This is a genomic window from Streptomyces finlayi (assembly GCF_014216315.1).
GTDB lineage: Bacteria > Actinomycetota > Actinomycetes > Streptomycetales > Streptomycetaceae > Streptomyces > Streptomyces finlayi_A.
Window position 1 is genome coordinate 3,111,934 of record NZ_CP045702.1, and the last position, 22,989, is coordinate 3,134,922.

At 69.7% G+C, this 22,989-nt stretch carries 16 protein-coding genes and 1 pseudogene; 4 read left to right on the plus strand and 13 right to left on the minus strand.

Annotated features, from left to right (window positions below; genetic code table 11):
* Window positions 1-826: 826 nt before the first annotated feature.
* From F0344_RS14265 to F0344_RS14275, 3 genes are all read right to left on the minus strand, one after another.
* Window positions 827-1,324 carry a hypothetical protein gene (locus F0344_RS14265; protein WP_185299141.1) on the minus strand — a complete coding sequence of 166 codons (498 nt, stop codon included), beginning with the start codon at window positions 1,322-1,324 and terminating at the stop codon, window positions 827-829.
* A gap of 2 nt (window positions 1,325-1,326) precedes the next feature.
* The gene (locus F0344_RS14270; RefSeq protein ID WP_185299142.1) at window positions 1,327-1,563 is read right to left on the minus strand and encodes a hypothetical protein; all 237 of its coding nucleotides are present in this window, start codon (window positions 1,561-1,563) and stop codon (window positions 1,327-1,329) included.
* A gap of 866 nt (window positions 1,564-2,429) precedes the next feature.
* Window positions 2,430-4,196 (minus strand): recombinase family protein, encoded by a 1,767-nt coding sequence (locus F0344_RS14275; protein ID WP_258050262.1) that lies wholly within the window; start codon window positions 4,194-4,196, stop codon window positions 2,430-2,432.
* A 286-nt stretch (window positions 4,197-4,482) separates the two neighbouring features.
* Here F0344_RS14275 and F0344_RS14280 point away from each other — a divergent pair, with 286 nt between their 5' ends.
* Window positions 4,483-5,325, plus strand: a complete 843-nt coding sequence (locus tag F0344_RS14280) for an HAD family hydrolase (protein WP_185299144.1) — start codon at window positions 4,483-4,485, stop codon at window positions 5,323-5,325.
* Here F0344_RS14280 and F0344_RS14285 read toward each other — a convergent pair.
* From F0344_RS14285 to F0344_RS14310, 6 genes are all read right to left on the minus strand, one after another.
* Window positions 5,309-7,510 carry a SpoIIE family protein phosphatase gene (locus tag F0344_RS14285; protein ID WP_185299145.1) on the minus strand — a complete coding sequence of 734 codons (2,202 nt, stop codon included), beginning with the start codon at window positions 7,508-7,510 and terminating at the stop codon, window positions 5,309-5,311. The two genes, F0344_RS14280 and F0344_RS14285, sit on opposite strands and share 17 nt — an antisense overlap.
* Window positions 7,511-7,613: 103 nt before the next feature.
* Window positions 7,614-8,204, minus strand: a complete 591-nt coding sequence (locus F0344_RS14290; RefSeq protein ID WP_185299146.1) for a TetR/AcrR family transcriptional regulator — start codon at window positions 8,202-8,204, stop codon at window positions 7,614-7,616.
* 196 nt (window positions 8,205-8,400) lie between these two features.
* Window positions 8,401-9,291: an ABC transporter permease gene (locus tag F0344_RS14295; protein ID WP_185299147.1), complete on the minus strand. Its 891-nt coding sequence runs from the start codon at window positions 9,289-9,291 to the stop codon at window positions 8,401-8,403.
* Window positions 9,278-10,237 carry an ABC transporter ATP-binding protein gene (locus F0344_RS14300; protein ID WP_185299148.1) on the minus strand — a complete coding sequence of 320 codons (960 nt, stop codon included), beginning with the start codon at window positions 10,235-10,237 and terminating at the stop codon, window positions 9,278-9,280. Before F0344_RS14300 ends, F0344_RS14295 begins: the two co-directional genes overlap by 14 nt.
* A 131-nt stretch (window positions 10,238-10,368) precedes the next feature.
* Window positions 10,369-11,610 carry a LolA family protein gene (locus tag F0344_RS14305; RefSeq protein ID WP_185299149.1) on the minus strand — a complete coding sequence of 414 codons (1,242 nt, stop codon included), beginning with the start codon at window positions 11,608-11,610 and terminating at the stop codon, window positions 10,369-10,371.
* 250 nt (window positions 11,611-11,860) lie between these two features.
* Window positions 11,861-12,871, minus strand: coding sequence for a polyprenyl synthetase family protein (locus tag F0344_RS14310; RefSeq protein WP_185299150.1), 1,011 nt, complete (start codon window positions 12,869-12,871; stop codon window positions 11,861-11,863).
* A 274-nt stretch (window positions 12,872-13,145) separates the two neighbouring features.
* Between F0344_RS14310 and F0344_RS35745 the strand changes: the two are divergent.
* The 3 genes and pseudogenes from F0344_RS35745 to F0344_RS14320 all read left to right on the plus strand — a co-directional run.
* Window positions 13,146-13,532, plus strand: a pseudogene (locus F0344_RS35745) (CocE/NonD family hydrolase); the annotation flags it as partial.
* 149 nt (window positions 13,533-13,681) lie between these two features.
* Complete coding sequence (gene fahA, locus F0344_RS14315) at window positions 13,682-14,911, plus strand: fumarylacetoacetase (RefSeq protein WP_185299151.1); 1,230 nt, start codon at window positions 13,682-13,684, stop codon at window positions 14,909-14,911.
* Window positions 14,912-15,054: 143 nt separating this feature from the next.
* On the plus strand, window positions 15,055-15,663 hold the full coding sequence (locus F0344_RS14320; protein WP_185299152.1) for a Uma2 family endonuclease: 609 nt from the start codon (window positions 15,055-15,057) through the stop codon (window positions 15,661-15,663).
* Window positions 15,664-15,685: 22 nt separating this feature from the next.
* Here F0344_RS14320 and recQ read toward each other — a convergent pair whose 3' ends face one another.
* The 4 genes from recQ to nuoL form a co-directional block, all read right to left on the minus strand.
* Entirely contained in the window at window positions 15,686-17,692 is a 2,007-nt protein-coding gene (gene recQ / locus F0344_RS14325; protein WP_185302684.1) for a DNA helicase RecQ, read from the minus strand.
* Window positions 17,693-17,846: 154 nt separating this feature from the next.
* The gene (gene nuoN, locus F0344_RS14330) at window positions 17,847-19,511 is read right to left on the minus strand and encodes an NADH-quinone oxidoreductase subunit NuoN (protein ID WP_185299153.1); all 1,665 of its coding nucleotides are present in this window, start codon (window positions 19,509-19,511) and stop codon (window positions 17,847-17,849) included.
* A complete protein-coding gene (locus F0344_RS14335) occupies window positions 19,508-21,079 on the minus strand; it encodes an NADH-quinone oxidoreductase subunit M (protein ID WP_185299154.1) in 1,572 nt (523 codons plus the stop codon). Before F0344_RS14335 ends, nuoN begins: the two co-directional genes overlap by 4 nt.
* A 4-nt stretch (window positions 21,080-21,083) precedes the next feature.
* A complete protein-coding gene (gene nuoL, locus F0344_RS14340) occupies window positions 21,084-22,979 on the minus strand; it encodes an NADH-quinone oxidoreductase subunit L (protein WP_185299155.1) in 1,896 nt (631 codons plus the stop codon).
* Window positions 22,980-22,989 lie beyond the last annotated feature (10 nt).

Consider the following 22,989-nt stretch of genomic DNA (forward strand, 5'->3'; position numbering starts at 1 on the left):
CCTGGTGTGGGTGACGAGCACGGGGGCTCTCTATCACTTCGGGTCAGTCCCAAACGTCAGCGTCGGGCTCGGGGCAAGGCAGTAATACGCATTCTCACGCCCACCGAAACGGCCTAATGAGCCACGCGAGTCTTTTGCCTCCCTGCCGCTCTGGAACGTGAGGGATCGGGAGTACCCCCCTGGCTCAGAACGGCGGACGCTCGGACGCCTCACGCCGTGAACGTGCTTCGGCAGCGAATCCGCCCGGCTGATTGCGTGCTGTCTCGCGGTTATGGCAAGCCGAACACAAAGGCCGAAGGTGCTTCGCAGCATCCGGATTCTTCTCGCCTCGCGCGATCAACTCACGCCGACTTAAAGGGAAATGGTCCGCCACATTCGCGGACTGGCCACACAGTACGCACCATGGGTTCGCGTACAGGTAAGCCTTGCGGATGCGCTGCCACTGCGTGGTGTATACAGCGCCACCGCGTGAGGCACGGTCCTTATTCGCCTGCCGCTGGTGTGCCTTGCAGCGGCCCCCTGCCGTCAGCTCGGGACACCCGGGTATCGGGCAGGGGGTGCGGGGCTTACGCGGCATGGGGGGTATCCGGCGGGATAACCGGGGGGTCGATTACGGACCCGTCCTGAAGGCGGGGTGTGATATCCAGGAACGTGAGCCGGCGAGGGTCGCCCGGGTCGCGCATGTACTGAATCCCGCGTGGCATGGCGGTCCCGCCTTCGGGGTTTCCGCTCGGCGAATCGGACCACACGGGGCGGCCCTCGGCATCGCGCGGAAAGTACGGGTAATCCCCATTCGGTCCGGGGTCGAGTGCGTCAGTCGCCATGGTCAGTTCGTTCCCGAAATGTAGGTGTCGCGCTTGTCTGTCAGTTCCTGGTCGAACTCGGCACCGAGTTCGGCAGCCTTTCGGTCTGCGTGCGACACCATGTCTTCCAGCAACATCGCGTCATACCAGCGCTGTTCGGGAACGGTCTGCACCTCACCCAATGCTGTCTGCGCACGCTGCGCCTCAGTCAGTACGTGCCCGCGCTTGTGGCGGGCTGCCCGGTATTCGACGTATGCCGCGAACCAGGGCTCTGCGGAAAGGGCAGCGAGGAAGGTTTCCCGCGCGGTGTCACCGGAGTTGGTTGCATCGTCGGCGCGCTCGCGCCACGTCTCAACAACCTCACGGTTGTACTCTGCGGCGCGTTCCGCACGCCGTGCCGATTCCGCTTCCTGCGCTGCCCGCAACTGTGCTTCAGCGTCCGCAAGTGGGGCGGAAGCCTTCTCTGCCTGTGCCCGCAGCTTCGCGACTCGCTCGGCTGCCTTCTGAATGTCGGTCGTCATAATCAGTTGTTCCCCTTCGTCACGTCGCGGCCGTGCTCGGTTGCAATCTTCTTGTCGTTCTCGTAGTAGCCAAGGCTCATCCGTACGGAAGTTCCCATCGTCTCGAATACCTCGGGGTTAGAGTCGCGCAGTTCGGCGAGCGCTTCCATGCGCTCATCGCGCTTGAATGCATCGGTGCGAATCTTGCTCTTATCCCGCTTTCCGTCCAGGAATTCGACCTGTCCGAGAAATTCACTCATGGTTGCTTCCTTACTGTATGTTCGGGCATGAAAAAGCCCCTGCGTATGGAACGGCAGGGGTTCGTGGTTGGAACTCTGAATTACGCTGGAACTCTTTCCGGCGCGCCGATTAGCGCCCGCGCAGCCATCTGCGTGGCCTGGTACACGTCCGTGCGGCAATCCGCCGAGCAGTAGAGCGGGCGACGCCCCCGCCCGACGTAGTGCAGTTTGTTCGAGCAGTTCGGGTGCGCGCAGCCGGAACCCGTGTCCTCGGCGCGCTGCCGTGCGTCGGCCACGAGAGCAAGAGTTGTGCGCGCGGCGGCCTGGTCGCCGTTCAGTGCGTCCCGTGCGGCGCTTTCAGCGCGTCGCAGCAGCGCGCAGACCTCTATGTGTCGTGTGGTGTCCATCGTTCCTCACTGAGGCAGGGAGAGCGCCGTACAGGCACTCTCAGGGGTTGGGGGAGCGGAGACCGCCCCCCGTGTCGGCGGTCCGCGAACATGGGCCGCTTCCTGGTTCCCCGGTAGTAGGGACCGAGGAGTTCCCGCAAATTTATTCAAGGCGGGCGAATCGGACACCAAGTGTGATGCACGCAACATTTCAATGCCTTCGAATCGTTGAAACAGCACAAACAGCAGTGGCTAGCGGCGGAGGGGTGTTGCGATGACGAGATGACCCCGCTTCTCTCTTCTCTCTAGGTTTTTCTTGGCTATCCCAAAAACTGTCGAAGTTCGACACCCTCAACACCTTTTCGCCTCTCGCTGTCCAGCGGCCCCGCCAAAGGCGAGCCAGCAAGAGAAACCACGTGCGCCCGTTGGCGGGCACGTCAGAGCCCCGGCAGACCCGAGGACCGTCCGGGGCTCTGGAGGGGCGTAGGAGGCGTTCTGGGGCTATGCGGCCACCAGTTCGCGAGCGGGCTCGGCCCCGGTGGCGGGCTCGACCAGACGCACGCTCGCGCCCGGGGTCGGGGAGTCTCCGCGCACTTCGGACGCAAGCTCGGTGACCTCTCCCGCGAGTGCTTCCGCTGCGGGGTCCAGCTCACCGGACATGGTGAAGTCCACGCGCCGTACGTCGAGCTTGCGCCAACCGCCACGGACACCGCGCCGCACGTCGAGCCGAATACCTGCTTCGTTCAGCATCGCGCGCCGTCCCGCCGTGTCCTTCTCCGCCCACTCGTCCGCGAACGTCCGTCCCGTATTCGTGACGATGCGCTGCGGCTCGACCTTTTCGGCTGCCTCCAGCGTGGCTATGCGGTTGTCGAGCGCGTCCGCACGCTTCTGCCACTCGGCCGCAGCGTGCTTGGACTTCTGGCGTCCCTCTTGCTCCTGGTGCTCCGCGAACTCCGCGATCGTGGCGAGTAGTTCGGGTTCGGGGTCGTACCCGGGAATCTCGACTACGTGTGTCGTCTGGACCGGACCGACCACCCGCAGGAACTCGGCTTCAACGTACTCATCCACCCACGATGCCCGGATGTTCGCGGGCAGCGCGCACAGGTCGCCCCGCGCGTGGCTGTTGCACTTGTAGAACGGGTTCACGCTCGCGCCGTTCTTCGTGGGCTTGGACATGTACATACGGCCCCCGCACGAGTCGCAGTGGATCACGCGCAACAGCAGCGCGTCCGTGTCCTTGCGCTCCCCGTTCTCGATGCTGCGGGAGTCGAGCAACGCGCCGATGCGGTCGAACTCGGTACGCGTCATGATCGGCGTTTCCGTGCTCATGATCGGGTCGCCCTCGGCATCGCGCACGGGCTTGCCCTTGTGCATCTTCCAGCCGAGCAACGTCGGGTTGCGGAGCATCCGAGAGATAACGGCGGGGGTCCACTTAAACACGTCACGCACAACGTGCGACCCCTTGGCCCCGCCGGTCTTCCCGCCCTTGTCGCGCTCCATCTTCACGGCCCAGTGATCACGCGGACTCGCCTTACCGTCCACGTTGAGACCGGCAGCCACCGCCGATACGGTCGCCCCCTCCAACAGCTCTCGGGCGATTCGTTCAATGACCTTCACTGCGTCCGGGTCGGGGACGAGCGTCCAGCCGATACCGCCGTGTTCCTTGGGCATGGGGGCGGGCATGTAGCCGTACGGCGGGCGACCACCACCACGCCACCGAAGCACCATCTTTCGGATGGCAGCCATAGCGCCGGTAACGCGGTCACTGATGCTCTGCGATTCGACCTGTGCCGCAAAGGCAAAAAAGGTCATCATCAGTTCAGAGACAGGGTCCATGGGGTTGCGGAAGTCAAAGACCAACTTGCCCCCGCCGATGCCCTCGGCAAAGACCAACATCTTTCGGTGCTGCTTCGCCCACTTCGCAAGGTCGTGCATGTCGCTCATGGACCGGATAGCACGGTCAAAGCGCCACCAGACAAGCGCGTCGTACTCGTCCGGGCGGGCAAGCCACGAGCCGAGCGCCGGACGGTCGAACGGGGCAACCTTGGACGCGCTCACGTCCAGGTCTACGGCCTCGCGGAGCGCGTCACCGGACCCAAAGTCGATGTTGAGTTCTGCGGCTATCGCGTCGTCGGCCTCGCGCTGCCGCTCGGGGCTGGTGGTCTCGTCGGTGAGCACGGAGAGGCGTACGCACCGCACACCCCGGAGGGTCCGCGTTTCGGAGACCGTGCCCGCGAGAGAGCTCCGGGGGTCGTGCCTTGGTTCCATATTCTTTGTGGGGAGCGGAGGTTGCTTCATCCCCCCTTTAGGGGCCGAGACATTCCCGCTACCAGGCTTGACCAGGGGCGATGCCACCATGCCGACACTCCAGAACCTCTAGTTCTGAGTGTTGGGAGATCCGGAGGGCAACGAGTTCTGCGTGCAGTGACGCCGGCCCTCCGCGACCCCGTTCGGCGCCCCGCCGGCTCGCCGCCTCCGGCACACCGCACGAGCCCCGGTACGCATCGCGACAGCGGTCGTACCGGGGCTCCGCGCACTCCATAGGGTGGCCCTCATGCCCACCCCACCCGCACCCGCATTCACTCTGGTCGCCACGGATCTGGACGGCACGCTCCTGCGCCCCGGCGACGCGGTCAGCCCCCGTTCCCTGGCCGCACTCGCCCTGGCCACAGCGGCCGGCGCCCGGCATCTGGTCGTCACGGGCCGCCCGGTGCCCGGCATACGGACGCTGCTCGCCGCGCTGGGCTCCGACGGCCCGGTCGTCTGCGGGCAGGGAACCCAGCTGTACGACGCCGGGACCGGCCGCCTGCTGTGGTCCGTGACGCTCGACCGTGAGCTCGCCGAGACCGCGCTCGGCAAGATAGAGGCGGAGGTCGGCGCGGTCTTCGCGGCCGTGGACCAGGACGGCGCCGAGGGCCGGACGCTGATCGAGCCGGGCTTTCTGATGCCCCATCCGACGCTGCCCGCCGTTCGGACGCGGGACCGGGCCGCCCTGTGGGCGAGCCCGGTCATCAAGGTGCTGGTGCGCCACCCGGAGCTCTCGGACGATGCGCTGGCGTCCGCCGCGCGTGCGGTCGTGGGCGATCTGGCCACCGTCACCATGGCGGGCCCCGGCACGGTGGAGCTGGCACCGTACGGCGTCGACAAGGGCACCGGTCTCGCGCTGGCGGCCGAGCTGCTCGGCCTCGACCCGGCGGGCACGATCGCCTTCGGGGACATGCCCAACGACCTGCCGATGTTCCGCCGTTCCGGGCACGGGGTGGCGATGGCCAACGCGCACCCCGAACTGAAGGCGGCGGCGGACGAGGTGACGTCGTCGAACGAGGAGGACGGGGTCGCCGAGGTACTGGAGCGGGTGTTCGGGGGTGTCCGAGGACCGCTCAGGAACTGTCCGTAGCCGGCTCTTCCTCGGCCCGTTTCACGTTCTGCTCCGTCCACAGCGCCTTGCCCTCGCGGCTGAACCGCGTACCCCAGTGGCTGGCCAGCTGCGACACGATGAACAGCCCGCGCCCGCCCTCGTCGACGGTGCGGGCATGACGCAGGTGCGGCGCCACCGAGCTGCTGTCGTGTACCTCGCAGGTGAGGGTGCGGTCCAGCAGGAGCCGGAGCTGGAGCGGCGGAGTGCCGTACCGGACGGCGTTGGTGATCAGTTCGCTGACGATCAGCTCGGTGGCGTAGACCGTCTCCTCGTCGAGATGCCAGGCTTCGAGCCGTTCACGCACCAGTTCCCGCGCCACACTCGGCGTCGTACGGTCGTACGCCAGCTGCCATGTCGCGACGTGATCGGCCGGGACGGTTCCGGTGCGGGCCAGCAGGAGGGCGGCGCCGTCCGGGTGGGAGCCGGCGGGCAGGGCGTAGACGACGCGGTCGCACAGGTCCTGCAGCGGCGCGTCCGGGTGGGCGAGCGCGTCCTTCATGGAGGCGGACGGCTGCCCGGAGCCGGACGCGAACGAACCGGTGAAGAAGGCGAGGACACTGCCCTCCTCCAGCGTGATGGCGACGGGTGCGAACGGCGCGGCGTAGGCCGAGAAGAGGCCGGGGCCCTCGGGGACGTCGGCGTCCACCGGGGTGCCGTCGGGCCCGATGACGACAGGTCCGGGGTGGCCGGCGCGGGCGATGGCGCAGGTACGGGTGAACGGGTCGTAGACGCCGTACATGCAGGTCGCCGTCAGCTCCTCCTTCTGCAGGGAGTCGCCGAGCGGCAGCGCGGCCCGTTCCTGGGCGAGATGGTCGGCGGTGTCCTTGAGCCGGGCCAGCACCTCGTCGGGCTCCAGGTCCAGGCCGGCGAGCGCCTGGATGACGGTGCGCAACTGGCCCATGACGATGGCCGTCTGGAGGCCGCGTCCGGCGACCGTGCCGATGACGAGGGCGGTGCGGCCCCCGGACAGCGCGATGGTGTCGAACCAGGAGCCACTGTTGCGCCCGGCGAGCAGGACGTGCGCCGTCTCCACGGCGGTCCGGGCGCCCTGGTCCGGCGGGAGCAGCCTGCGCTGGACCAGGGAGGCGATCACGTGGTCGCGCTCGTAGCGGCGGGCGTTGTCGATGCTCAGCGCGACACGGTCGCCGGCGGCCCGGGCGAGGCTCACGTCCGCGTCGTCGAAGTATTCCGTTCCCTCGCAGCGGTAGAGACTCAGCAGCCCGAGGACCGTGCCGCGCAGCGTCAGCGGCACGACCATCAGCGAATGGGCGCGGGTCGCCTCGATCAGCCGGGCCGCTTCGGGATCGGCCTCCAGCCACGGGGTGTCGGCGTCGAGCCGGACGACCCGGACTCCGAGGTCCGCGGCGGCCAGGGCGTACGGGGTGCGGGGGGCCAGCCGCCGCATCTCGGGGACGCTCACGGCCTCGCGCCAACGGTCGTCACCAGCGGGGTGGCCGGCCCCCGCGACCTCGTCGCGCGGCGCGTCCTCCTCCCCCCGCTGGTTCTCCTCGGCACCGAGGCCCCGGAACCCCGTACCGGCGGCCCGCCGCAGCGGCACGCCGAGGTCCAGCGGCCCGAGCGGCGGATCGGCGCCGCGCAGGACGTCGTCCACCACCTCGATGACCGCGAAGTCGACGAATCGGGGCACCACGGCGTCGACGAACGCCCGGCAGGTGGCCGCCACGTCCAGGGAATTGCCCACACCCTCGCGGATGGCGGTCAGGATCTTCTCCCGGGCCTGCGCGTTCTCCCGGTCGGTGACGTCCACGACCGCCGCCAGCAGTCCGATGGGCCGGCCGTCCGTGTCGTCGAGCCGGTACACCGACACCGTCAGGCTGCGCAGCGGGCCGTCCGCGTCCATGAAGCGTCCGCGGATCAGAAATCCGGTCACGGGGACTCCGGTGCGCAGCACCTCCCGCAGCAGCTCCGCCGTCTCCTGCGGTGCGTCGAAACGGTAGGCCTCGTCGAACCGGCGTCCCAGCAGCCTGCCCACCGGGACCATGTCGGTCAGGAGGTTGACCCGCACCAGCCGGAGTTCCGTGTCGAGCACGTGCAGGCCGACCGAGGACTGGTGGAACAGGGTGTCGAGAAGCGCCGCCCCGAGGCCGTCTACAGCCCTCTTCCGGACCCGGGACCCCTGACCTCCCGCACCTGCGTCCGCCACGGATTCACCCCACGTAAATGGCTCCGCGCACCTCGCGCGCCGGCCTGCTTGTGACCAGCATCGAGCCACTCCGCCCACCCCGCCACCGGGTCGCGGGGGCGGATCAGGTCTCCCGCGCGCCCAGAGAACGCAGGACGTGCTCGACGAGCGCGGCGACCGTCGCCTCGTCCTGCGGCGGTTTGCGCAGCACGTGGCGGTAGTAGACCGGGCCGTACAGCATCTCGACCGCGAGCGGCAGGTCGGCGTCGGCCGGGATCTGGCCCTGTTCCCCGGCCCGGCGCAGACGCTCGACCGCACAGGCGAAGCGCGGTTCGACCAGGTCTTCCCTGACTGCCTTCGCGAGGGCGTCGTCGTGGTGGACCTCGGAGAGGATCCCGGCGTAGGCGGGGCCGAACGGCGAGGTCGACAGCAGGCGCACGGCCGCGCAGATGTGAGTGCGCAGATCGGCGGCGATGTCCCCGGTGTCGGTGAACGGGGTCGCGTCCAGGAGGCCCTCGGTGAACGCCTCCAGCATCACCGCGCCCTTCGATGGCCACCAGCGGTAGATCGTCTTCTTGCTCACACCCGCGCGGGCGGCGATGGCCTCGACGGTGACGCGGGCGTACCCCTTCTCCGCACAGAGGCCGAGGGCGGCCTCCAGCGTGGCCTTTCGTGATCGCTCGCTCCGGCGCCGGGAACTCGGCGATGTGATCATTCGGTGAGCATGGGTGGATTCGAGCCAATCCTTGTTGACAGCTTGTCGTCAGAAGTCGAACAATAACCAGGCGGAAACGGAACGTGCCGTGTCGTCACGTTCCTGCTGTTCGCACCGTTCGTGCCGTCGTGCCGCGGCGAGCCGATCGGGGGACGGCTCGACCGGCCGACGGCGCGGGCGGACCTTCCCCGTGCGCTCATGTGGTGATGTCCTTCGCCGTGAACCGCGCCCAGGTGGCCGATCCGAACACCGCCACGTACAGCCCCTGCAGCGTGAAGTTCTTCACCAGCCCGTCCCAGTGGACCGGCTCGCGCAGGAAGTCCGCGAAGGACAGCCAGTAGTGCGGGAAGAGATACGGATGGACCGCGTGCAGCTGCGGGATCGTGTCGAGGATCTGCACACTGATCAGCACCCCGACGGTGGCGGCCATCGCCGCGATACCGCTGTTGGTCAGCGTCGAGACGAAGAGTCCGAGCGCCGCGAATCCGATCAGTGACGCCGCGACCGCGAGAGCGATCAGCCCGGCGCGCACCAGCCCTTCCCCGAAGTCGATCCGGGTCCCCGAGATCGTCGTGACGTCACCGACCGGGAACAGCAGCGCGCCCACGGCCAGGGCCGACGCCGCCACCACCACCGTGGCCACCAGGCAGAACGCCAGCACGGACGCGTACTTCGCGAGGAGCAGCCTGGTCCGGCCCGCCGGGGCGACCAGGAGGTAGCGCAGGGTGCCGCCGCCGGCCTCCCCCGCGACCGAGTCACCCGCGACGACGGCGACGGCCATCGGCAGGAACACCGGGAGCGTGGCGGCGAGCGAGGCGAAGACCAGGAACAGGCCGTTGTTGGTGACCTGGGCGAGGAAGGCCGGTCCCCCGGCGCCGTCCTGACCGCCCGAAGGGCCGCCGCCCGTCTCCACGCGCACCGCGACGCCGATCAGCACGGGCACGGCGGCGAGCACCGCGAGCAGGGCGAAGGTACGCCGGCGGCGCAGCGTCGTGACCAGCTCGGAGCGGAGGATCCCGAACGTCCACAGAGGGTTGCGGGGCCGGTCCTGGGGCCGGGTGACGGCCATGGGTTCAGCCTGCGACATCGAATCCCTCTCCGGTGAGTGCGACGAAGGCGTCCTCGAGCGAGGCCCGTTCGACCCCGAAGGACCGTACGCGGACGCCGCCCCCTACCAGGGCGGCGTTCAGCTCGGCCGGGTCCGTGCCCGGCGGCGGGGCTTCGGCGGTCAGCCGCTGCCCGTCGGCCACCAGGCCGGTGACCCCGTGCTTCTCGAGGATGCGGGCGGCGTCGGCCGGGTCGGGGGTGGTGACGGCCAGCCGGGCCCGGGAGCCCGCGGCGAGTGCGGCGACCGGGCCCTGGGTGAGGAGCCGCCCGCGCGCCATGACGCCGGCGTGCGTGCAGACCTGCTCGATCTCGTCGAGGAGGTGCGAGGAGAGGAAGACGGTGGTTCCCTCCGCCGCCAGCTCCCGGATCAGCGAGCGGATCTCGCGCATGCCCTGCGGGTCCAGACCGTTGGTCGGCTCGTCGAGGACGAGGAGGCGGCGCGGCCGGATCAGGGCGGCGGCGAGTCCGAGCCGCTGCTTCATGCCGAGCGAGTACGCCTTGGCCTTCCGGCCGGCGGCCGCCGAGAGCCCGACCCGGTCCAGGGCGCCGTCGACCCTCGCGCGACGGGTACGCGGATCGGCGGCCGGGTCGGCGGAGTCGAACCGGACCAGATTGTCCCGGCCCGTCAGGAAGCCGTACAGCGCGGGCCCCTCGATCAGCGCGCCGACCTGCGGGAGGACGGTACGCGCCCCGGCGGGCATCGGTCTGCCGAGGACCCGAGCGGTGCCGGACGTCGGGGCGATGAGACCCATGAGCATCCGGATCGTGGTGGTCTTCCCGGAGCCGTTGGGCCCCAGGAAGCCGAAGACGCTCCCCGCTGGGACGCGCAGGTCGAGCCCGTCGACGGCGAGTCGGCCGCCCCCGTACCGCTTGGTGAGACCCCGGGTCTCGATGACGGCCGCTTCCCCGGCCCCTGCGTCGCTCATTCGCGCTCCCAGTCACAGTCCCGGCGGCCCGGCCGCCGGCCGCACGGATGGTCCACCGTACGCAGCCGCCCCGCCGTACGAGCGTACGGCGGGGCGGGCGCGCACAGCGGTGGCCACGAGGCGGTGTCGGGCTACTTGGCGGTGTCGGCCGCGCGCACCAGCGCGTCCTTCGTGACCGCGCCGACGTAGACCTTGCCGTCGTCCGTCATCAGCGCGTTCACCAGGCGGGTCTTGAAGACCGTGCCCGAGCCGAACGAGCCGGTGACCCGGTCGCCGAGGGCGTCCAGGAACTGCTGGGCCTCGGCCGGGACGCCGTCGGCGCCCTGCGCGGGCAGTCCGGCGCCGCCCGGCACCTCGATCTCCGCGACGGAGGTCCAGCCCTCGCCGATCACGTTGAGCCCCTGGAAGCCCTCCAGCGCGCCGAGCTCCTCGGGAGCCTTGTCCGCCTTGCCGTTCTTCAGGTCCTCGGCCTTCAGGTCCTCGGCCTCGGTCACCTTCGCTCCCTTGGGCGGGGTGAAGGCGAAGGAGGACGCGTCCGGCTTCCCGAAGTCGACCTTGGTGAAACCGGCGTCGATCACGGCCTTGCCGCCGCCGCTCGGGGCCAGGGTGAACTTCAGCGGTACGCCGTTCTCCGCGTCGACCGCGACCGTGACCGAGCCGATCGTCGAACCGGACTGCTTCGGCTTGATCAGCAGCTTGTACGCATCGCGGCCCGCGACCTGCGCCGTGCCGTCGACCGTGACCGACGTCGTGTCACCGGCGGCGGTGAGCGCCTCCTCGGCCAGCTCCTTGGGCGTGGTCGGGACGCCCTTCGGCGCCTCGTGCTCCTTGGTGTCGCCCCGGGCCCCGGCCTCACCGGCCTCGGCGTGGTAGACCTCGTCGGACGCGCTGTCGTACGCCCAGACCTCGCCCGCGTTGTGGATCAGGCTGTACTCGGCGGCGTCCCCGAGGATCGAGAGACGCTGCTTGTCGGGGCCGTCGGCCGCCAGCCGCAGCGTGTGCGTGCCGGAGGTGAGTTCCATCAGCTTGGCCTGCGGGTCGGCGGCGGAGCCTTCGCCCCCCTTGTCCGCGCCGCCGCCCGGGGCGAAGGAGCCCGCGAGCCCGCCCATCGACGGGATGCCGAGGTCGGCGGTGACCTTCAGCGTGCCGGACATCTGCTGCTGGTCCGAGGCGGCGATCTTCTCGATGAGTTCCTGAGCGGTGATCTTCGGCAGTTCCGGGTCTCCGGAGTCCGCCAGCGCCGGGACGAGGCCGATCGTCGCGGCCGCCACCCCCGCGACCGCGACCGGGACGATGTAACGGGCCGCCCTGCGGCGGCGCACGACCGTGCCCGTGGTCCCGCCGGTGGTCTCCGCGCTGTCGTTCGATGTCATTGTGTGCCCTACCTCCGTGGTCGGCGGCTGCCATCCGCACTGGGCCACTCCCTGCCGCCCTGCTCACCCGATGTGGTCAGGAGTGGTTGTTCTCCATCTGACCAAATCGGGCGCCGACAAGCGTCAGCCCGCGGGATCAACTCCGCGTACTGCTCCGGGATGACACCGGGCCGCCCGGAGTCACCCTTCCACTAAGGGTTGCCGTGCGCGGCGCGAGCCGAAACCAGGGCGGGCGGGCACCGGCGGGCTTTCAGCCCGCGCGGTGCACCACGGCGTCGCAGAGCTCTTCGAGCGCTGCCTTCGCGTAGCACTCGGGCAGCGGTGCCAGCGAGGCCCGCGCCTCCTGCGCGTAGCGGATGGTGTCCTGCCGGGCCTGGTCCAGCGCCGGATGGACGCGCAGCCTGCGCAGCGCCTCCGCCAGACGGGCGTCGTCGTTCAGGTCGCCGTCCAGGAGCTCCACGAGCTCCAGGTCGTCCGGCTTGCCTTCGGCCGCCGCCTGCGCCCGCAGCAGGAGGACGGGCAGGGTCGGGATGCCCTCGCGCAGGTCCGTACCGGGCGTCTTGCCGGACTCGTGGGAGTCGGAGGCGATGTCGAGCACGTCGTCGGCGAGCTGGAAGGCGACGCCGAGCCGCTCCCCGTACTGGGTGAGGATGTCGACGACCGACTCGTCGGCGCCGGACATCATCGCGCCGAACCGCCCGGACACGGCGATCAGCGAGCCGGTCTTGCCCGCGATGACGTCGAGGTAGTGGCCGACCGGGTCGCGGCCGTCGCGCGGGCCCGCGGTCTCCAGGATCTGACCGGTGACCAGACGCTCGAACGCCTCGGCCTGGATGCGGACAGCCTCGGGCCCGAGGTCGGCCAGGATGTGCGAGGCGCGGGCGAAGAGGAAGTCACCCGTCAGGACGGCGACCGAGTTGCCCCAGCGGATGTTGGCGCTGTCCACCCCGCGGCGTACGTCGGCCTCGTCCATCACGTCGTCGTGGTACAGCGTCGCCAGGTGGGTCAGCTCGACGACTACGGCCGAGGGCACGATTCCCGGTGCGTCGGGGTCACCGAACTGGGAAGCGAGCATCGCCAGCAGTGGACGGAACCGCTTGCCCCCGGCGCGGACCAGGTGCTGCGCGGCCTCCGTGATGAAGGGCACCTCACTCTTGGTGGCCTCCAGCAGCCCCGCCTCGACAGCGGACAAACCGGCCTGGACATCGGCCTCAAGAGCCTGGTCCCGCACGCACAGTCCGAACGGCCCGACGACGGTCACGAGGGGATCTCCTGTCTGATGACGATCACACGGAATGTCGATGTGTCGCTGTCTTCACTCAAGTCAGCGTATCCGGTCCGCTTTGGATCACCGTGGGCGCCTTCCCGCGACCGCCGGTATGTTCGGGATCAGCTCATCCGATCAGGAGTTGCTCCTTTGTCCCACACCGCCGGCGCTACCCAGCCGACCCAGCCGCCGCCGGAGGACGACCGCGCCTTCCTGGGCCGGCCGAGGGGTCTGATGACCCTGTCGGGTCGCCCGCGCGGCGGCCGGGCCGCTCGGCGTCGTCCACCCGGTGACGCTGGACGAGCAGCGCCCGGAGCGTCTGGATGGTCCGGGACGTCGCCAGAGGCGAGTGGCGCATGGAGGACGATCCGCGCTACGGCGGCACCCGCGTCTACCCGGACGGGCTCGCATTCACCGAGGACGCGGTGGAGACGTACACCGTCCAGGAGCAGGGCCCGCTCTCGCCCGGACCCGCTCGGACTGTTCGATCCGGCCGCACCGGCCCGAGAGCACCTGGGACGTCCGCATCGAGACCCGTTCAGAAATCAGCGCGGACGCCCAGGACTTCATCACGTACGGCGAAGTGATCTGCGAGGACGGCGACGAGGTCGTCTTCCACCGGACCTGGGAGAAGCGCATTCCGTGCACGGCGGGCCGATCCGGACATGTCGGGCCGCGGGGTCTCGGCTTTCCGGGGATCCCGCGGAACTTTCCGGTCAATGGGAACAGTTGGGACACTCCCGCTGGGTAGCAACACCGACGTAACGTGTCCTCCAATTGACCTGGAAAGCGAGGCAGCAACACATGCCCGAGCAGAGCAGCCCGCTCGATCTGGCCGAGGGCGACCCCTTCGGTCCGCACAACCTTCCGTACGGTGTGTTCTCCACCCCCGACCACGCCGGCCGACGCAGGGTCGGTGTCCGCATCGGCGACCACGTGCTGGACGCCGGAGCCGCGGCCCACGCGCTCGGCTCCCCCTACGCGCAACTGCTCGCCCAGCCCAGCCTGACGCCGCTGCTCGCCGCCGGCCGCACCGCCTGGCGCGATGTGCGGCGCGCGCTGACGGCCTGGGTGACGGTCCCGGCGCACCGCGCGGACATCGAGCCCCTGCTGTACCCGGTCGATTCCGTGACGCTCCATCTGCCGTACGAGGTCGCGGACTACGTCGACTTCTACGCCAGCGAGCACCACGCCACCAACGTCGGCAGGATCTTCCGGCCCGACGGTGACGCGCTGACCCCCAACTGGAAGCACCTGCCCATCGGTTACCACGGGCGGGCCGGCACGGTCGTCGTCTCGGGCACGGACGTGGTGCGCCCCTCGGGCCAGCGCAAGGCGCCTTCGGACCCGGCGCCCGTCTTCGGCCCGTCCGTGAAGCTGGACATCGAGGCCGAGGTCGGCTTCGTCGTGGGTGTCCCCTCGGAGCAGGGCACCCCCGTGCCGCTCGGCGACTTCCGCGAGCACGTCTTCGGGCTCTGCCTGCTCAACGACTGGTCGGCGCGCGACATCCAGGCCTGGGAGTACGTGCCGCTCGGCCCGTTCCTCGGCAAGTCCTTCGCCACGTCCGTCTCGGCGTGGGTGACCCCGCTGGAGGCGCTGGACGCGGCCCGTACGCAGCCCCCCGCACGCGACTTCCCGCTGCTCCCCTACCTGGACGACGCGGACGAGGAGGAGCACGGCGGCATCGACCTGCGGATCTCGGTCACGATCAACGGCCACCTGGTCTCCGAGCCGCCGTTCTCGTCCATGTACTGGACGGCGGCCCAGCAGCTCGCCCAGATGACCGTGAACGGCGCCTCGCTGCGTACCGGCGACCTGTACGGCTCCGGCACGGTCAGCGGCGCCGAACCGGCCCAGCGCGGCTCCCTCCTGGAGCTCACCTGGAACGGCCGCGACCCGCTGGACCTCCCCGACGGCAAGCGCACCTTCCTGGAGGACGGCGACGTCGTCACGCTGACGGCCTGGGCCCCGGGACCGCACGGCACGCGCGTGGGCCTGGGCGAGGTCACCGGGCGGATCGTTCCGTCAGCCTGATGTCCCCTCGTCGACGGCCGCGCGCCCCTGCCGACGCGCGGCCGTCAACGGCACCGATGGGTTCACCTGTTCGCGCGGTTCCGAACGGGTTATCGGCGGATACGCTGGACGGACCCGCGAGACTCCTTCGTATGGGAGCACTGATGAGCATCGAACCCGAGGCCACCGAGCCGCGGTGGGCGGTTCCGCCCGTGGGCGGCTGGACCGCCGATGACCTGGACACACTCCCCAATCTGCCTCCGCACACGGAGCTGATCGACGGGAGTCTTGTTTTCGTGAGTCCGCAGACCTTTTTCCATTCATGGGCAGTGGACTTCTTCACCTGGCAGCTGCGGTCGCTGGCGCCCCCGGATCTGCAGGTCGTGCGCGAGTTCACCATCGACATCGACCGCTACAACCGGCCCGAGCCCGATGTGATCGTCTTCGACAGTGAGGTCGTCCCGGACCCGGACCAGACCCGCTTCCCCGCCGAGTCCGTGCGGCTGGCCATCGAGGTCGTCTCCCCGGAATCCCGGTCGCGGGACCGGGAGACCAAGCCCGTGAAGTACGCCCGGGTCAAGATCCCGCACTTCTGGCGCGTGGAGAACCACGACGGGCGCGCCGTGGTCTACGTCTTCGAGCTGGAGCCGGCCACCGGGGCCTACACCTCCACCGGGATCTTCCACGACCGGATGAAGGTGTCCGTCCCCTTCCCGGTCGATCTCGACCTCACCGCCATCACCCCGCGCCGCCGGGCGGCGGACCCGCAGTAGGCCCTTCCGCCCGGGGCACGGCTCACTCGTACTCGGGCGGTTCCTCGTCCCAGCCGAACTCCGGCTCCGCTGCCGGGACCGACGCGGGGACCGCGACGCGGGCCGGTTGCGCGGGGGCCGGTTGCGCGAGGGCCGGTTCCTGAGCCGCAGGCTCGGCCGTCGCCTGCTGAGTCGTCGGCTCGGGTGCTCCGAACGTCGCGAGCACCTCCAGCACTCCTTCGCCGTACGTCGCGAGCTTCTTCTCGCCCAGGCCGCTGATCCCGCCCAGCTCCGCCGCCGAACCGGGGCGCAGCGCGGCGATCTCCCGCAGCGTGGCGTCGTGGAAGATCACGTACGCCGGGAGGCCGAGCTCCTTCGCCTGGGCGCCGCGCCAGGTGCGCAGGGCCTCGAAGACCGGGACGGCCTGCTCAGGGAGGTCGACGGCGGCGGCCTTCCCCTTGCGCTCGCCCTTCGCGGAGGACGAGGAGCGGGACGTGGGCTTCTTCGGCTCCTTGCGGAGCAGTACCTCCCGCTCGCGCCCCAGGACGGACGCGCTGTCCTCGGTCAGCACCAGCGTGCCGTACTCGCCCTCGACGGCGAGGAGCCCCTGTGCCAGCAGCTGGCGCACCACGCCCCGCCATTCGGCCTCGGCCAGCTCCTCGCCGATACCGAAGACCGAGAGCTGGTCGTGGTCGAACTGGATGATCTTCGCGGTCTTCCGGCCGAGCAGGATGTCGATGATCTGGCCGGCGCCGAACTTCTGGCCGCGCTCCCGCTTCAGCCGCACCACGGTGGACAGCAGCTTCTGCGAGACGACCGTGCCGTCCCAGGTCTCGGGCGGGGTGAGGCACGTGTCGCAGTTGCCGCAGGTCTCCGCTCCCGGCTCCTGGCCGAAGTACGTCAGGAGCTGGGCGCGGCGGCACTGGACCGTCTCGCACAGCGCCAGCATCGAGTCCAGGTGGGAGGCGGCGCGGCGCCGGAACGCCTCGTCACCCTCGCCGCCCTGGATCATCTTGCGCTGCTGGACGACGTCCTGGAGCCCGTACGCCATCCAGGCCGTGGACGGTGCCCCGTCCCGCCCGGCGCGGCCGGTCTCCTGGTAGTACCCCTCGACCGACTTGGGCAGGTCGAGGTGGGCGACGAAGCGGACGTCGGGCTTGTCGATGCCCATGCCGAAGGCGATGGTCGCGACGACGACCAGGCCCTCCTCACGCAGGAAGCGGGACTGGTGCACCGCGCGCACCTTGGAGTCCAGGCCCGCGTGGTACGGCACGGCCTCGATGCCGTTGCGGCAGAGGTACTCGGCGGTCTTCTCGGTCGAGTTGCGCGAGAGGCAGTAGACGATGCCCGCGTCCCCGGCGTGCTCCTCCTCGAGGAAGGCGAGCAGCTGCTTCTTCGGGTCGGACTTCCCCACGATGCGGTACTGGATGTTGGGCCGGTCGAAGCTCGCCACGAAGTGCCTGGCGTCCGGCATGCCCAGGCGCTGGGTGATCTCCTGGTGCGTGGCGTCCGTCGCCGTCGCGGTCAGCGCGATGCGGGGGACGTCGGGCCAGCGCTCGCCCAGCACGGACAGGGCCAGATAGTCGGGGCGGAAGTCGTGGCCCCACTGGGCGACGCAGTGGGCCTCGTCGATGGCGAACACGGAGATCTCGCCGCGGGCGAGCAGCGCGAGGGTGGAGTCGAGCCGCAGCCGCTCGGGGGCGAGGTAGAGCAGGTCGAGCTCGCCCGCGAGGAACTGTGACTCCATCGAGCGGCGCTCGTCGAAATCCTGCGTGGAGTTGACGAAGCCGGCCCGCACGCCCAGGGCCCGCAGGGCGTCCACCTGGTCCTGCATGAGCGCGATGAGGGGCGAGATCACGATGCCGGTGCCGGGCCTGACCAGGGCCGGGATCTGGTAGCAGAGGGACTTGCCGCCACCCGTCGGCATGAGGACGACGGCGTCGCCGCCCGCCACCACGTGGTCGATGACGGCGCCCTGCTCGCCGCGGAACGCCTCGTACCCGAACACCCGGTGAAGGGTCTGCCGCGCTTCGCTCTCGGCCACACTCATGGTCACGCCCGTCCCGCTCATCCGCACTGTCCCCCGTGGTCCGCCCTGTCCGACCTGTCCCGTCCCCCACCACGATAGGCGGCGTCTACGACAACGCCGGACGGACTCGGAGACCGAGCCCGTCCGGCGTGCGGGACGGTGAGTGCCTGTACGGCTACCGCACGAACACCCCGGCCTGGCTCGCCAGGTCCAGGAAGTACTGCGGGGCCAGGCCCAGCACCAGCGTCACGGCCACGCCGACCGCGATCGTCGTCATCGTCAGCGGGGACGGGACGGCGACCGTGGGGCCGTCCGCCTTCGGCTCGCTGAAGAACATCAGGACGATGACCCGGATGTAGAAGAACGCGGCGATGGCCGAGGAGATCACACCGACCACGACCAGGCCGCTCGCGCCGCCCTCCGCCGCCGCCTTGAACACGGCGAACTTGCCGGAGAAGCCGGAGGTGAGCGGGATGCCGGCGAAGGCCAGCAGGAACACCGCGAAGACCGCGGCGACCAGCGGCGAGCGCCGGCCGAGCCCGGCCCACTTCGACAGGTGCGTCGCCTCGCCGCCCGCGTCGCGCACCAGGGTGACGACGGCGAAGGCGCCGACCGTCACGAAGGAGTACGCCACCAGGTAGAAGAGGACGGAGGAGATGCCCTCCGGGGTGGTGGCGATGACACCCGCGAGGATGAAGCCCGCGTGGGCGATGGAGGAGTAGGCGAGCAGCCGCTTGATGTCGGTCTGGGTGATCGCGACGATCGCGCCGCCCAGCATCGTGACGATGGCCACCGCCCACATGACCGGACGCCAGTCCCAGGCGAGGCCCGGCAGCACCACGTAGAGCAGGCGCAGCAGCGCACCGAACGCGGCGACCTTCGTGGCCGCGGCCATGAATCCGGTGACCGGCGTCGGGGCGCCCTGGTAGACGTCCGGGGTCCACATGTGGAACGGGACGGCGCCGACCTTGAAGAGCAGACCGGTCACGATCATCGCGCCGCCGATGAGCAGCAGTGCGTCGTTGCCCATGGTGTCGGCGAGCGCCGGGTCGATTCCCTGGACCGAGCCGTCCACCACGTTGGCGATGGTGGCGTACGAGACGGAGCCCGCGTACCCGTAGAGCAGGGCGATCCCGAAGAGCAGGAAGGCCGAGGAGAAGGCGCCGAGGAGGAAGTACTTCACCGCCGCCTCCTGCGACATCAGCCGCTTGCGGCGGGCGACGGCGCACAGGAGATAGAGCGGGAGGGAGAAGACTTCCAGCGCGATGAAGAGCGTCAGCAGGTCGTTGGCCGCCGGGAAGACCAGCATGCCCGCGACGGCGAAGAGCGCCAGCGGAAAGACCTCGGTCGTGGTGAATCCGGCCCGGACCGCGGCCTTCTCGCCGTCGCTGCCCGGCACGGAGCCGGCCTGCGCGGCGAAGGAGTCGACGCGGTTGCCGTGCGTCTCCGGGTCCAGGCGCCGTTCCGCGAAGGTGAACACGGAGACCATGGAGACCAGGAGAATGGTGCCCTGCAGGAACAGCGCGGGGCCGTCCACCGCGATGGCACCCATCGCCGCGATGTGGGCCTTCGTCGTGCCGTACCCGCCGGCCGCCAGGCCGATGACGGCGGCGAAGGCGGCGGCGAGCGCCACGACGGTCAGGAACACCTGCGTGTGGTAGCGGGCCCTGCGCGGGACGAACGCCTCCACCAGCACGCCGAGGACGGCGACGCCGACGACGATCAGGACGGGCGCCAGTTGGGCGTACTCGATGGTCGGCGCCGTGAACTTCTCGTCCGGAGCGGCCGATGTCACCCCGCCCACCGTTGTCCACAGGCTGTGGACAGCTGTTGCGCTCACTTGGCGGCCTCCACCTCGGGCTGGGGGTCCTGCTTCTGTACGTCCTGCATGGTGTGCTTGACCGCGGGGTTGACGACGTCGGTCAGCGGCTTCGGGAAGACCCCGAGGAAGATCAGCACGGCGATCAGCGGAAGGGCGACCGCCAGCTCCCGGACCCTGAGGTCGGGCATGCCCCGTACCTCGGCCTTGACCGGGCCCGTCATCGTCCGCTGGTAGAGGACGAGGACGTAGAGCGCGGCCAGCACGATGCCGGAGGTGGCGATGATGCCCGCCGCCGGGTACACGCTGAAGGTGCCGACGAGGACCAGGAACTCACTGACGAACGGAGCGAGCCCCGGCAGCGAGAGCGTGGCCAGACCACCGATCAGGAAGGTTCCGGCCAGGACCGGTGCCACCTTCTGCACCCCGCCGTAGTCGGCGATGAGCCGGGAACCGCGCCGCGTGATCAGGAATCCGGCGACCAGCATCAGCGCCGCCGTCGAGATCCCGTGGTTGACCATGTAGAGCGTGGCGCCCGACTGGCCCTGGCTCGTCATCGCGAAGATGCCGAGGACGATGAAGCCGAAGTGCGAGATCGAGGCGTACGCGATCAGCCTCTTGATGTCCCGCTGGCCGACCGCGAGCAGCGCCCCGTACACGATGGAGATCAGCGCGAGCACGATGATCACCGGGGTCGCCCACTTGCTGGCCTCCGGGAACAGCTGGAGGCAGAAGCGGAGCATCGCGAACGTGCCGACCTTGTCGACGATCGCGGTGATCAGCACCGCTACCGGCGCCGTGGCCTCGCCCATGGCGTTGGGCAGCCACGTGTGCAGCGGCCAGAGCGGCGCTTTCACCGCGAAGGCGAAGAAGAACCCGAGGAACAGCCACCGCTCCGTGCCCGTCGCCATCTCCAGCGAACCGTTGGCCCGGGCCTCGGCGATCTCGGCGAGCGAGAAGCTCCCCGCGACCACGTACAGACCGATGACGGCGGCCAGCATGATGAGCCCGCCGGCCAGGTTGTAGAGGAGGAACTTCACCGCGGCGTACGAACGCTGCGCCGCGGCCTTCTCGTCGCTGCCGGAGTGCGCCCGGTCTCCGAAGCCGCCGATGAGGAAGTACATCGGGATGAGCATGGCTTCGAACAGGATGTAGAAGAGGAAGACGTCGGTGGCCTCGAAGGAGAGGATCACCATCGCTTCGACCATCAGGATCAGCGCGAAGAAGCCCTGGGTGGGCCGCCAGCGGGAGGACTTCGTCTCCAGGGGGTCGGCGTCGTGCCAGCCGGCCAGGATGACGAAGGGGATCAGCAGCGCGGTGAGCGCGAGGAGCGCCACCCCGATGCCGTCCACTCCCAGTTCGTACCGCACGCCGAAGTCCGCGATCCAGGCATGGGATTCGGTCAGCTGGTAGCGGTCGCCGCCGGGCTCGAAGCGGGCGAACACGAGGCCCGCCAGGACGAGGGTGCCGAGCGAGAACAGCAGGGCCAGCCATTTGGCCGCGGTGCGCCGCGCGGCCGGGACCGCGGCGGTGGCGATCGCTCCGATCGCCGGAAGCGCCGCCGTCGCTGTCAGGAGGGGAAAGGACATGTGATCAGACCGCCCTCATCAGCAGGGTCGCGGCGATGACGACCGCCGTACCGCCGAACATCGAGACCGCGTAGGTGCGGGCGTAGCCGTTCTGCAGCTTGCGCAGCCGGCCGGAGAGCCCGCCGACCGAAGCGGCCGTACCGTTGACGACGCCGTCGACCAGACTGTGGTCGACATAGACGAGCGAGCGGGTGAGGTGCTCACCGCCCCGGACCAGGACCACGTGGTTGAAGTCGTCCTGGAGGAGGTCGCGGCGGGCCGCCCGGGTGAGCAGCGAACCGCGCGGGGCGAGCACCGGGACCGGCTTGCGTCCGTACATCGCCCAGGCGATGCCGGCCCCGATGAGGAGCACCACCATGGTGGCGCCGGTGACGGTGGCCGCGCTGACCGGCGGGTGCCCGTGCTCGTATGCGGTGACGGGCTCCAGCCAGAGGATGAAGCGGTCTCCGATCGAGAAGAAGCCGCCCGCGAACACCGAGCCGAAGGCCAGCACGATCATGGGGATCGTCATCGACCTCGGGGACTCGTGCGGATGCGGCTCGTGGCCCTCCGCGTCCGGCTGCCAGCGCTTCTCGCCGAAGAAGGTCATCAGCATCACGCGCGTCATGTAGAACGCGGTGATCCCCGCACCCAGCAGGGTGACCGAGCCGAGGATCCAGCCCTGGGTACCGCCCTTCGCGAAGGCGGCCTCGATGATCATGTCCTTGGAGAAGAAGCCGGACAGACCGGGGAAGCCGATGATCGCGAGGTAGCCGAGGCCGAAGGTGACGAAGGTGACCGGCATGTACTTCCGCAGGCCTCCGTACTTCCGCATGTCGACCTCGTCGTTCATGCCGTGCATGACCGAACCGGCGCCGAGGAAGAGCCCGGCCTTGAAGAAGCCGTGCGTCACCAGGTGCATGATCGCGAAGACGTAGCCGATGGGGCCGAGGCCGGCGGCGAGGATCATGTAGCCGATCTGCGACATCGTCGACCCGGCGAGGGCCTTCTTGATGTCGTCCTTGGCGCAACCGACGATCGCACCGAACAGGAGCGTCACCGCGCCGACGACGACCACGGCCGTCTGGGCGTCGGGAGCGGCGTCGAAGATCGCGCCGGACCTGACGATCAGATAGACGCCCGCGGTGACCATGGTGGCGGCGTGGATGAGGGCCGAGACCGGGGTCGGGCCCTCCATCGCGTCACCGAGCCAGGACTGCAGCGGCACCTGGGCCGACTTGCCGCAGGCCGCGAGGAGAAGCATCAGGCCGATCGCCGTCAGCGTGCCCTCGCTCGTCTCCCCGGTCGCCTCGAGCACCGGACCGAAGGCGAAGGTGCCGAAGGTGGTGAACATCAGCATGATCGCGATCGACAGCCCCATGTCGCCGACGCGGTTGACCAGGAACGCCTTCTTGGCGGCGGTCGCCGCGCTGGGCTTGTGCTGCCAGAAGCCGATGAGCAGGTACGACGCCAGGCCGACGCCCTCCCACCCGACGTACAGCAGCAGGTAGTTGTCGGCGACGACCAGCAGGAGCATCGCCGCGAGGAAGAGGTTGAGATAGCCGAAGAAGCGGCGACGGCGTTCGTCGTGCTCCATGTAGCCGATCGAGTAGATGTGGATCAGTGTGCCCACACCGGTGATCAGCAGAACGAACGTCATCGACAGCTGGTCGAGCTGGAAGGCGATGTCCGCCTGGAAGCCCTCGACCGGGATCCAGCTGAACAGATGCTGACGCATCGTCCGTGCCTCGGTCTCGTACCCCAGCATGGCGCCGAACAGCACCACACCGACGGCGAACGAGGAGGCGGCGAGCAGGGTGCCGATCCAGTGGCCGGCCCGGTCGAGCCGGCGGCCGCCGCAGAGCAGCACCGCCGCTCCGAGCAGAGGCGCCGCGACCAGCAGCGCAATCAGGTTCTCCACGATTGAGACC